Origin of the sequence: Streptomyces sp. DT2A-34 (assembly GCF_030499515.1) — a bacterium.
Classification (GTDB): Bacteria; Actinomycetota; Actinomycetes; order Streptomycetales; family Streptomycetaceae; genus Streptomyces.
Genome location: NZ_JASTWJ010000001.1, coordinates 1,591,482 through 1,603,077, shown reverse-complemented (window position 1 = coordinate 1,603,077; position 11,596 = coordinate 1,591,482). Strand labels below are relative to the sequence as shown.

At 71.7% G+C, this 11,596-nt stretch carries 8 protein-coding genes; 2 read left to right on the top strand and 6 right to left on the bottom strand.

Annotated features, from left to right (window positions below; genetic code table 11):
• Positions 1 to 107 precede the first annotated feature (107 nt).
• The 6 genes from asnB to QQM39_RS06970 all read right to left on the bottom strand — a co-directional run bounded on the left by asnB (position 108) and on the right by QQM39_RS06970 (position 9,098).
• Positions 108 to 2,045, bottom strand: a complete 1,938-nt coding sequence (gene asnB, locus QQM39_RS06995) for an asparagine synthase (glutamine-hydrolyzing) (protein ID WP_301995750.1) — start codon at positions 2,043 to 2,045, stop codon at positions 108 to 110.
• A gap of 3 nt (positions 2,046 to 2,048) precedes the next feature.
• Positions 2,049 to 3,584, bottom strand: coding sequence for a Wzz/FepE/Etk N-terminal domain-containing protein (locus QQM39_RS06990; RefSeq protein ID WP_301995749.1), 1,536 nt, complete (start codon positions 3,582 to 3,584; stop codon positions 2,049 to 2,051).
• Positions 3,581 to 4,948: a Wzz/FepE/Etk N-terminal domain-containing protein gene (locus tag QQM39_RS06985; protein ID WP_301995748.1), complete on the bottom strand. Its 1,368-nt coding sequence runs from the start codon at positions 4,946 to 4,948 to the stop codon at positions 3,581 to 3,583. Before QQM39_RS06985 ends, QQM39_RS06990 begins: the two co-directional genes overlap by 4 nt.
• Positions 4,945 to 6,195, bottom strand: coding sequence for a glycosyltransferase family 4 protein (locus QQM39_RS06980; protein WP_301995747.1), 1,251 nt, complete (start codon positions 6,193 to 6,195; stop codon positions 4,945 to 4,947). The genes QQM39_RS06985 and QQM39_RS06980 overlap by 4 nt, the downstream gene beginning before the upstream one ends.
• 4 nt (positions 6,196 to 6,199) lie before the next feature.
• Positions 6,200 to 7,516, bottom strand: a complete 1,317-nt coding sequence (locus QQM39_RS06975) for a nucleotide sugar dehydrogenase (RefSeq protein WP_301995746.1) — start codon at positions 7,514 to 7,516, stop codon at positions 6,200 to 6,202.
• Positions 7,517 to 7,619: 103 nt separating this feature from the next.
• Positions 7,620 to 9,098, bottom strand: coding sequence for a sugar transferase (locus QQM39_RS06970; RefSeq protein ID WP_301995745.1), 1,479 nt, complete (start codon positions 9,096 to 9,098; stop codon positions 7,620 to 7,622).
• Positions 9,099 to 9,792: 694 nt separating this feature from the next.
• Here QQM39_RS06970 and QQM39_RS06965 point away from each other — a divergent pair.
• Both QQM39_RS06965 and QQM39_RS06960 read left to right on the top strand, forming a co-directional pair.
• Entirely contained in the window at positions 9,793 to 10,071 is a 279-nt protein-coding gene (locus QQM39_RS06965; protein ID WP_301995744.1) for a hypothetical protein, read from the top strand.
• A gap of 3 nt (positions 10,072 to 10,074) precedes the next feature.
• Positions 10,075 to 11,589 carry an FGGY-family carbohydrate kinase gene (locus QQM39_RS06960; RefSeq protein ID WP_301995743.1) on the top strand — a complete coding sequence of 505 codons (1,515 nt, stop codon included), beginning with the start codon at positions 10,075 to 10,077 and terminating at the stop codon, positions 11,587 to 11,589.
• Positions 11,590 to 11,596 lie beyond the last annotated feature (7 nt).

The following is an 11,596-nucleotide window of genomic DNA, read 5'->3' as shown; positions in this document are numbered from 1 at the left end:
AACTCCTCTGATTCCTAAGCCGCTAGGGCCCTTCTGATGGATCTCCGCGGCGTCGCGACGCCCGGCACGCACGCACCGAACGCCGCTCCTTCTCCCGCGGATATCCATCAGAAGGGCCCTGACCGAGTGCTCTGGCCGGACCCAGAGGTCGCGTCGCGATACCAGTACTCGAGGGTCAGCACATGCCACAGATGCTTGGAGAAGTCCCGCTGCCCAGCGGCGTCCTCGGCGACCATCCGCGCCAGCGCGTCGCGGCGCAGGATCCCGGAGCGGACGAGCAAGCCGTCGTTGACCACCTCGCGCACCAGGGGTGCCAGGTCCCGGCTCATCCAGGCGCGCAGCGGGGCGCTGAACAGGCCCTTGGGCCGGTACACGATCTCCCGGGGCAGGACCGAGGTGGCCGCCTCCTTGAGGACTGCCTTGCCCTGCCGTCCGACGATCTTGCGATCACCGGGCACGGCGAACGCCGCCTTGACCACCTCGACGTCCACGTACGGCACCCGCACCTCGGTCGACGCGGCCATGCTCGACCGGTCCGTGTACGTGAGGTTCAGGCCCGGCAGGAACATCCGGGCGTCGGTCAGGCACATGCGGTTGACGAAGTCGTCGAGGTCGTTGTCCTGGTAGACGTCCGCGTGTTCGGTCAGCACGTCGTCGACCGTCCCGGCCAGGTCCGGATCGAGCAGGGCGAGCAGCTCGGCCTGGTCGTACATGGTGTAGCTGCGCCGGAACGCGGTCTCCTCCGGCAGATCGGCGAAGGAGAGGAACCGCTTCGCGAAGCGCACCGACCGGTAGCCGCGACGGGACGTGGCGACCGGCAGGCGGTCCACGGCCCTGGACAGACCGCGCCGCAGGGGGCGCGGGACGCGCTGGTAGCGCAGCGCCAGCAGGTTGGCCAGGTGCTTGCGGTACCCGGCGAACAGCTCGTCGGCGCCCATCCCCGAGAGCATCACCTTGACGCCGGCCTCCCGGGCGGCCGAGCAGATCAGAAAGGTGTTGATCGCGGCGGGGTCGCCGATCGGCTCGTCCAGGTGGTACGTCATCTGCGGCAGCAGGTCGAGCACGTTCGGGGCGATCTCGATCTCGTGCAGGTCGACGCCGAAGCGCTGGGCCACCTGCCGGGCATGGCGCAGGTCGTCCGGCATCGCCTCGAACTTGGCGTCCTCGGCGCGGAACCCGATCGTGTAGGCGGAGATCCCGGGTTGGTGGCGGGCCGCCAGCGCGGTCAGGTAGCTGGAGTCGAGGCCGCCGGAGAGGAAGGTCGCCACGGGCACGTCGGAGAGGAGGTGCCGCCGAGTCGACTCCTCGACGATGGCAGCAAGGTCCGGCCGCTCGCCGCTGCGGGCCCGCTCCCGGCCCTCGGCGGCGACGTCCTTCAGGTTCCAGAACCGGCCGCGCTCCACCCGGCCGTCGGGCCGGCACCGCAGCCAGCTCCCCGGCGGCAGCTTCTCCGCCTCTCGGAACGCGCACCGTGAGTCCGGCACCCAGTAATAGAGGAGCGAGGCCACCAGTGCCGCATGGTCCACCTCCAGCGACCCGCCGGTCGCGGCGGCGAGCGCCTTGAGCTCGGAGGCGAACACCAGCCCCTCGCCGCGCCGGAGCAGGAACAGCGGCTTGATGCCCAACTGGTCCCGGGCCAGCACCAGTTCACCGGTGCGCTCGTCGAAGATCCCGAACGCGAACATGCCGCGCAGCCGGGGCAGGCAGTCCGTGCCCCAGCGCCGCCAGGCCTCGAGGAGCACCTCGGTGTCGGAGGTACCGCGGAAGCGCACCCCGGCGGCTGCCAGTTCGGCACGCAGCTCGGGCGCGTTGTACAGCTCGCCGTTGTACGTCAGGGCGAGGCCGTCCGAGACCATCGGCTGGGCGCCGGTCTCGGACAGGTCGATGACGGCGAGTCGGCGGTGCCCGAGGTGCACTTCGCCATCACCGACCAAGTGGCCGTACCGGCCCGCCCCGTCCGGACCGCGGTGGGCGAGGGTTTCGGTGAGCCGGTCGGTCACCAGCTTCCCGTCCGGCCATCGGTAAGTACCTGCGATGCCACACATGTCCTACCGCGCCTCCTGGTCGTTGTCCGGGCCCCGTGCGGCCCACATCGGCTGGCGTTCCGTGCGTCGCGGGGCCGTCCCGTTGCTCTGCCGGGCCGTCCGCTCGCTCCGGCCGCGCAGCGCGGTGTGCAGCCCGTCCCACAGCGTGCCGTCGGTCCGGTCACGCGGATCGGGGTCGATCAGCACCACACCGATCACCGGTATGCGCTGGTCCGCGAGCTGCCGCGCCACTGTGTGCAGCCATGCGGCGCTGCCGTGCCCGGCACGCACGACGAGCACGGTCTCGGCGCCGAGGTACTGGAGGTCGGTCCACGCGGTGCCGGGCGCGACCGAGCCGACGCCGAGCCGACGCTCCTGATGCGGCGCGACCGCGGCACGCTCGCCGCTGACCACGGTCGGGTCTCCCGGCTTCGGGCGGCGGCCTGCGAGCCGCGCGCCGGGCAGACCGTCGACGATGACCACGGGCCCGTCCGCCGCCAGTGCCCGGGCGAGGTCCAGGGCGATCACGCTCGTGCCGCGCGCACAGCCCAGTTCCAGCAGCGACACCGGTTCCGCGGAGCCGCGTACGGTGCGGGCCAGGGTGGCGGTGAGCCGTTCGCGTGCCGCCCGGGTCCTCCGGCGCTGCCACAGCCTGCCCGACCGCAAGGACGCGCGGCGCAGCTCCGCGATGACCGAGGCGCCCAGGTTCGCCGCGATATCCCGGCGCAGCACGGGGCGGTCCGCCACCACCGTGCCGACCGCGGCCAGCGCGAGTCCGAGGACGAGCCCGAGGACGAGCCCGATCGCGGAGTTGGTGGCGGCCGCCTTGGGCAGGGAGTGCCGCACCGCGCGCGGGGCGTCCACGATCTGCGTGCCGGCGATGACCTTGGGCGTGCCAGTGCGCGCCTCCGCGGCGCGCTGGTCGAAATCGGCGATCCGCGAGTTGAGTTCGGCCCGGCGGGCGAAGAGCGACTCGATGCTCGCCGACGCTTCCGGGTCGCTCTCCGGCGATCGGTCTCCGATCTCCTTGTTGACCTGGGCGAGCTCGTCCCGCATGCGGTCACGCTGGTCGAGCAGGGCCTTGGCCTCGGCCTGCGCGGCGTCCCCCATCCGCCTCACATGGTCCGTGACGAACGCGTCGGCCAGCGCCTTGGCCCGGGCCACCGCTTCCGCGTCGCTGTCACCGGTCACATCGATCTGCAGCAGGTTGTTGGTCAGGCCGGTGCCCCGGTAGTCCCGCATGAAGTCTTCAGGGTTTTCCGGGGATTTGAGGGCATGCAGGGCCTTGTCGGCGATCCGCGTGGTCTGCAGCAGCTCGACATCGGTACGGATCAGCGTTCCGGTGTCGTTCGGCTGGTCCTCCTTGTGCGCGACCAGCACCTTGGTCACCGCGCTCGGCGGCGGCGGCATCAGGACCGCCACCGCCGCGCCGGCCAGCAGTCCAAGGAGCGCCATGGCGCACCAGAGGCGGCGGCGCCTGCGCACCGCCACCACCAGCGCCTGCAGGTCGAGGAGCGGAGCGGCGGCGGCCGACGGCTCCGAAGTCGTGCTCGTCGTCACGCTGAACCTCCCGTCGCGGGGCCGCGCACCGCGAGCGCCGGAGTGACGTCGTCCGGTGAAGGGCCGGCAGACCGCGTCGGACGGGCCCGGACCGTGCCGGCGACGACGACGCCGACGACCTCGTGCCTGCCGTCCGCACACGCCTCGGCGATGCCGGCGAGCTCCTCCGCGGTCCAGCTGCCCGCGCTGAGGACGACCAGGGCACCGGACTCGGAGTCGCGGTCCGGCACTGTCGGCCGGTCCACCGAAACCTCCACCACCCGCAGCAGCGGATCGCTCTCGGCCTCGGCGACGAGCTGCCCGGCGGCTTGGCGAGCGATCTCGTCACCGTCCGGTACGACAACCAGCAGCCGCCCGGGGGCCGGCACCAGGCCCCGGATGCGCGCGCACACCCGCCCATAGCGGATCCGCCTGCCGGCCTCGTCGCCGGACCTCTGCGGGGTCGGTATGTCCCACCGGGTGTCGACGCCGAGGAGTCGGCGGATCAGGGCCCGTGGGCTCCCGCCCTCCGGCCGGTGCGCGCGCCGGTCGTCAGGCACGTCGACAGTGCCGAGCAGCGCCGAGCCCAGCGCCGCGGCGATCTCCGGTTCGGTGCGCAGCCGGCGATTCATCCGTGCGGCGACGAGGTGGCCGATGACCGCGAGCAGGAAGAACAGCAGCGCCCCGGCGACGATGAGCTGCATCCTCGTCGGCGGCGCCTCGCCCGTCGGCCGGGCGGCCGGCCCCATGACGACCATGCCGGCCTTGTCGGTCGCCGGGTCGGCCTCGTCCAGCTTCGTCATGGCCTCCTCCAGCGAGGTGCGCAGCTTCTCGAGCGCGGTGCGGGCCTGCACGCTCTCCACGGTCCGCCCCGGATCGGCCGCATTGGCCAGGTCGGTGATGCGGCGGTCGGTCTCCTCGACCTTCTTCCGCAGCGCCTCGGGCCCCGTGGCCGCTTCGGAGCCGGTGCTGCCGCCCGCGATCCGCGCGGCGAAGTCGACGAACTGCTGGGCCGCTTGGTCGGAGAGCCGCTGCGCGCGCTCCGGGGTGTCGGCCGTACCCGAGATCGTGATGATGTTCCCGTCGGCGGCCTTGGCGGTCACTCGCTCCCGCAGCTCGGCGCCACTGACGTCCGTCCAGCCGAGCTTGGCGGCCACGCGGTCGACCACCGTCGAACTGGTCGCGATCTCCGCCTGCGTCAGCAGCTCGCGCTCTTCCCACTGCCCCGGCAGCAGTACCGATGCCGAGGCCGTGTAACGCGGCGGGAACACCACCGAGGCGCCGTAGCCGACGAGTGCGCCCACCACGGCGAGGGCGGCGAGCAGCCGCCACCGCCGACGGAGTATCCGCCCGATGGTGACCAGACGGATCGTGTCATCGCTCAACGACGCGGCCTCTTCCCTGTACGGACCGGGCCGCCCGACGACACCGAGGTGTGGTCACGGCACGCGGCGGCATAGGCGGCGAGCAGCGACGCCTGCGAGTTCCGCCAGGAAAGCTGTCCGCTGATCCGCTCCTGGCCGATCTTGCCCATCCGGGCCCGCCTCTCCGGATCGTCCATCAACACCGCGATGAGCTCGGCGAATTGGGCCTCGTCGTTGGCGGGCGCGTAGACGGCGGCGTCACCGGCGGAGACGCGCGCCTCCTTCAGGTCGAACGAGACGATCGGCCGGCCCATCGCCATGTACTCCAGGACCTTGTTCATGGTCGACACGTCGTTGAGCGGATTGCGCGGGTCGGGGGAGAGGCACACGTCCGCGGTGGACAGGTGGCGCACCAAATCGGCGTCCGGAACGCGCCCAGTGAACTGCACCTGCTCGGACAGCCCGAGCCGCCGGGACAGCTCCACCATCGCGTCGAAGGCGTCGCCGGAGCCGACGAACACCGCATGCCAGTCGGTCCGCCCGAACTCGTCGCGCAGCTTCGCGAGGGCCCGCAGGGCGTAGTCGACGCCGTCCTGAGGGCCCATGACGCCGAGGTAGCACAGCAGATGAGGCTTGCCGCGCTTCAACTCCGGCTCGGGCGGTACCGGTTGGAACCGCTCGATCGCGGGCGCGCTACGCACCACGAAGACGTCCTCCGGCCGCCGGCCGCCGCGGCGCACCGCGACGTCCCGGTAGCTCTCGTTCGTGGCGAGCACGACGTCCGCCGCCCGGTAGGTCAGCCGTTCCAGCGCGCACACGGCGCGGTAGAGCAGGTCTTCGCCGCGGTCGAACCGGGAGAGGTACAGCTCGGGTACCAGGTCGTGCTGGTCGAAGACGAACCGCGCGCCGCGCCGCTTCAGCCACAGTGCCGGCAGGAACAGCAGGTCGGGCGGGTTGCAGGCGTGGACCACGTCGACCGGGCCGACCTTGCGGGCCAGCCGGGCCGTATGCCACAACGCCGATCCGTACTCCCGCAGGTAGCCGGCCGGTCCTCCGGTCGCCGCGCGCAACGGGTAGCGGTGGATCCGCACCCCGTCGATCTCCGCCTCCGGCTCCGTGTCCCGCTTCTCCCCCCGGGGACAGATGACGTGCACCTCCCAGCCCGCGTCGCGCAGCGTCGTGCACTCCTGCCACACCCGCCGGTCGAACGGCACCGACAGGTTCTCCACCAGGATCAGCGCGCGCCGACCCGCCCCGTCATCGCTCATTGCGTTACCAAGCAAGGCCCACGTACCCCGGTTCGGCCCGACGCGCCTCGGCGTCGGGAAGGCGGATGAGGTCGACGATCACCGGGCCGCCGCCATGGGGCAGCGCCGAAAGGACGGCCGGATCCCTGGTCCCGACCAGGCACACCTCGGCGTGCTGCAGCACCTCGTCGACGGAGTCCGCGAGCAACTGCGCGAGGTGCGGCAGCCGGGTCTCGATGTACTCGCGGTTCGCGCCGATCAGCCGGGAGAGGCTCACGTTGGCGTCGTGGATCCGCAGGTCGTAGCCCTTGCCGTGCAGCCTCTCCGCCAGCTCGACGAGCGGGCTCTCGCGGAGGTCGTCGGTGCCGGGTTTGAACGACAGCCCGAACAGGCCGACCCGGCGCTTTCCGGTGCGCTCCACCAGCTCCACCGCGCGCTGCAGATGGTCGGAGTTGGAGGGCAGCACGTGGGCGAGGATGGGCACCGAGACGTCGGCCCGCTGCGCCGCGTGGACCAGGCTGCGCAGGTCCTTGGGCAGGCAGGAACCACCGAAGGCGAAGCCGGGCCGCAGGTAGGCGGGGCTGATGTTCAGCTTGCGGTCGGCCAGGAACACGTCCATCACCTGGTGCGAGTCCACCCCGAGCGCCTGGCACACCGCGCCCAGCTCGTTCGCGAAGCCGATCTTGAGGCCGTGGAACGCGTTGTCCGCGTACTTGATCGCCTCGGCCGTCGGGACCGGCACCCGGAACACCTCGCCGGGCAAGCCGTCGTACAGCGCCATCACCGCGTCGCCGCTTGCCGGGTCGAGTTCGCCGATGACGGTCTTGGGCGGGTCGAAGAAGTCCCGCACGCTCGTGCCCTCGCGCAGGAACTCCGGGTTGACCGCGACCCCGATGTCCACCCCGGCCGTGCCGCCGACGTACTTCTCCAGGATCGGTACCAGCAGGTTCAGGCAGGTGCCCGGGAGCATCGTGCTGCGGAACACGACGGTGTGCCGCCCGCCCCGCTCGGCCAGCGCGGCGCCGATCTCCTCGGTGACCCGCTCCAAGTACGTGGTGCACAGACTGCCGTTGGGCTCCGACGGCGTGCCCACGCAGACCAGCGATATCTCGCTGCCCATGATCGCCTCGCGGACGTCTCCGGTGGCGCGTAACGCTCCGGTCCGCACGACGTCGGCGATGAGCTCGCCGATCCGCTCCTCGACCACCGGGGCCTTGCCGTCGTTGACCAGGTCGACCTTCACCTGGTTCACGTCCACCCCGATGACCTCGTGCCCCATGCTGGCCAGGCACGCGGCCGACACGCAGCCCACATAGCCGAGCCCGAAAACACTGACTCTCATGACGCGTCTCTCCCCCCAGGCAGGCCCTTGTGGCCCGCGGTCCCCCCAAGCAGGCCCTTGTGGCCTGCGGTCCGCACGTCCGCCGGACGGCGGCCCCCGCGCATCAATAGGCCCCCTGCCCGTGGATCACCGCACGCAGCGTCTTCCACAAGATCACCGCGTCCAGGGCGAGCGACCAGTCCTCCACGTACCGCAGGTCGAGGCGGACCGCCTCCTCCCACGGCAGGTCGCTGCGTCCGCTGATCTGCCACAGGCCGGTGAGACCGGGCTTGACCAGCAGCCGCCGCCGGATGTCCGGGCCGTACGCGGCGGACTCCTCCGGCAGCGGAGGCCGCGGACCGACGAGTGACATCGATCCGGTGAGCACGTTGAAAAGCTGCGGGAGCTCGTCGATCGAGTACCGGCGCAGTACTGCTCCCACCCGGGTCACCCGTGGATCCCGGCGGAGCTTGAACAGCAGCCCTGCACCCTCGTTGCGGCCGGCGAACTCGGCACGTGCCCCGTGGGCTCCGGCGACCATGGTGCGGAACTTGAGAATGGTGAACTCGCGACCGTCCTTGCCCACCCTGCGCTGGCGGTAGAACGCCCCACCCCGGCTGTCCACCAGCACGAGCAGCGCGACGAACACCATCAGCGGCGCGAACAGCATCAGCAGAATCGTTGCGCCTATTCGGTCGACGACCCCTTTGACCGCCCGGCGGCCTCCGGTGAAGGTCGGCATGCTGACCCGCAGCAGCGGGATCCCGAGCACCGCGTCGACATGCAGCCGCGGGCCGGCCACCTCCATCAGCACGGGGGCCACGACCATCTCGGCGTCGCTGCCTTCGAGGTTCCAGGCCAGCCGCTGCAGCCGGTCCGGTGACCAGTGCGGGTCCGGGGTGACCGCGACGACACGGTAGCCGTCGTGGCGTACGTGCTTGGCGACGTCCGACAGTTGACCGACGACCGGCACTCCGTCCAGTTGGTCACCGTCGAGTCCGCGACCGTCCGTCGTGCACACCGCCTCCACCCGCCAGCCGAGGTGCGGGAGCTTGCGGGTTCGGGTGATCAGGTCGCGCAGGGTGGCCGGGCTCCCGGCAGCGAGCACCGGTCTCAGGCACCGCCCTTCCTTCCGCTGTTTGTGCAGCCAGAGGCGGAGCAGATACCGCGCGGTCATGGTGACGAGCGCGATCGCGGGGATCGCGACGAAGATCCAGAGCTTGATGTTGCGCGAGGTGAGGGCGATCCCGCCGAGCGCCAGTACGACGGTCGCCGCGAACAGTGAGCGTCCGAGCCGGCGGAATTCCTCGGCCCCCTGGCCGAGCACGGCCGGAGCCCACGACCGGCTCACCGCAAGCGCCCCCAGCACCAGCAGCTCGGTGCCGAATGCGAGGATTCCCCACTTCTCGTGCCAGTCGGCCGCGTCCCGGGCCCCGAAGAAGTTGCCGATCGCCGCCACCACGAAGGCGGTGGCCACGGTGTCGCTCATGATCACGGTACGGCGGTACCGCTGTTCCCAGTCGGCCGCGGTCGGGCTGATCGCCCCGTTCGCAAGACGCCCGCGCGCCGACGGAAACGGGTCGACTAATTCCCCCTGCTGCACAGGACCCCCCAGGTCACCAGTGGTTCGACGTGTTCGCCTAACACTGTTGCTCCCCCCGGGAGGCACCCCCGCCCCCCGCGCCGCGCTGTTCCTTCCCTCGGGAGGCCCCCGCCCCCCGCGCATGCCATCCCGGCAATTTCGGCGCTACTTGAACAACCCACGCCGGCCGTAGCCGCTTCGCATGTCCTGCCGGACTCTCAAGGTGCCTGAAGCACGGTCAATCTAGACCATCGGGGCCCAGTGTGTAGAGGGGATGTGTGTAATTCGTGTTCAAGCTTTGAGGCTGCCTCCACCGATCGGTGACCACCTACGGTCCCTTGACGCCACCGCACGCTCCAGCAGCCCGCCCGGCCCCCGGTACGTGGTGCCGTTCGTGTCCGTGTGGTAACCCCAGCCCCCGGTGACCGCCAGGTCCCAGCCGCGCTGTTCTCGCATCTGAGCGGCGAAGGTGCGGCGGTCCTTGACGGAACAACCACAGGCGAGGCGCATGGCCGCCGCGTCACGCCCCTGCGGCGGGTCGCGGCCGGTGCCGGCCCAGGCAGTGCAACGTTCTGTGTGTTCGGGACGTTCGCATGTCCTGCCGGACTTACACCGCCGGACCGCCCCTGCCGGTGGGCCCACGTCTTCGGGGTATCTGTCGCTGAACGGCCGACGGTCCGGGCCCGCCGTCCTGTTACGTGGGACGATCGGCTTCGTGAGCGGTGTGGCGTCGGCACGCGAGGAGACCGCATGGCGGGTTCTCCTCGTCGGTGATCGTTTCATCCCTGCCGGGTACTGCGTCGATGCCCTGGCGCAGGTGAGCGGCCCGCGCTTCTGGCCGGTCCGCAGCCTCGACCGGTCGGGAAACAAGGCGGAACAGCACGCGGCGTGGCCGTACGGGAGTCCGGCCGTAACGCCACGGTCGTCGCCGAACCCGCCGCGACCGGCCGGTGCGACCACGGTGGTCAACGCCCGGGACCTGGCGTGGGTGTGAGCGGTGGCGCGTGACCTGGTGCTCGGTGTCGACGCCGGACACACCGTGACCAAGGCCGTTCTGTTCGACGCCGCCGGCCGGCCGGTGGCGCAGGGCAGCGGCACGCTGCCGCTGTCCACCCCTCGCCCGTACTGGGTCGAGCGGGGCATGGACGACGTGTGGCGGATGGCGCACCAGGCCATCGCCGCCTGTCTTGCCGCGGCCGGTCCGGACGCGGGGCGGGCTGTCGCCGCGGTGGGGGTGGCCGGACACGGCGACGGCCTGTATGCCGTCGACGAGCGCGGCCGGCCGGTGCGCGCCGCGATCGTGGCGATGGACACGCGCGCCGAACCCGTGCCGGAGGAGTGGCGGGGCACTGCGGTCTGGTCCCGTGCCCTGGATTTGTCGGGCACGGTGCCCTTCGCGGGCTCCCCGGCCGCCCTGCTGGCCTGGCTCGCCCGCCATGAACCAGGGGTGCTTCAGCGGGCGCGTTGGCTGTTGTCCTGCAAGGACTGGCTGCGCCTGCGGCTGACGGGCGTGGCGGCCACCGATCCCACGGACGCCAGTGCCTCGTTCACCGACATGCGGCGGGGCGGCTACGCGCCGGAACTGCTCGACCTGTACGGCCTCGGCGCCTTCGTCGGCCTGCTGCCGCCCGTCCTGGCGTGCGACGCGGTGAGCGGAACCGTCACCCGCGAGGCCGCCGCGCTCACCGGGCTCACCGCGGGCACCCCCGTCGTGACGGGCGCCCATGACGTCGACGCCGCCGCGCTCGGGATCGGCGGCACGACACCGGGTGAACTGTGCCTGATCGCCGGGTCGTTCAGCATCAACCAGGTGGTCGGCAAGCGCCCCGTCGTCGATCCGCGCTGGCAGGTCCGGCACTTCGTCCGCCCGGGACAGTGGATGACCATGTCCACCTCACCCGCCTCGGTGGCGAACCTGGAGTGGTTCCTGCGGGTGACAGGTGCGCCGTCCGACCAGCGGGACGGCGTCCACGAGGTGATCGGCCGCGAGGTCGAGGCACACCTCGACGGTCCCTCGGAGGTGCTCTTCCACCCGTTCGTCTACGGCTCCCCGCACCCGCATCCCACGTCCGCACGTTCCTCGGACTGCGCGGCTGGCACGGCCGCGGCCATCTGCTGCCGGGCCCTGATGGAGGGCGTCGTCCTCAATCACCGCTGGCACGTCGACGCGCTCTGCTCGAAGCTGCCGATCACCGGGTCGGCCCGGCTCACCGGCGGCGCCGCGCGCAGCGAGGTGTGGAGCCAGATGTCCGCCGACGCCCTGCGGCGGCCGGTCGTGGTGACCGACGTGCAGGAGAGTGCTGCCCGGGGAGCGGCCCTGCTCGCCGCCACCGCCGGCGGACTGCTCGACGACGTGACGGACCCGCGCGCCGGCGCCGCCGTGCTCAGACGCCATGAACCCGACCCCGAGCGGGTCGCCGTACTCGACGAGGCGTACGCGGTGTACCAGGAGGCGGTAGACGCTCTCGGACCGGTCTGGGCCCGCCTGGACGCGCCCGAGGTTCCGGAGTGAGTGCCGG

Coding starts and splice junctions, on each gene's coding strand:
- asnB (WP_301995750.1), bottom strand. CDS start 2,045: ATGTGTGGCATCGCAGGTACTTACCGATGGCCGGACGGGAAGCTGGTG.
- QQM39_RS06980 (WP_301995747.1), bottom strand. CDS start 6,195: ATGAGCGATGACGGGGCGGGTCGGCGCGCGCTGATCCTGGTGGAGAAC.
- QQM39_RS06975 (WP_301995746.1), bottom strand. CDS start 7,516: ATGAGAGTCAGTGTTTTCGGGCTCGGCTATGTGGGCTGCGTGTCGGCC.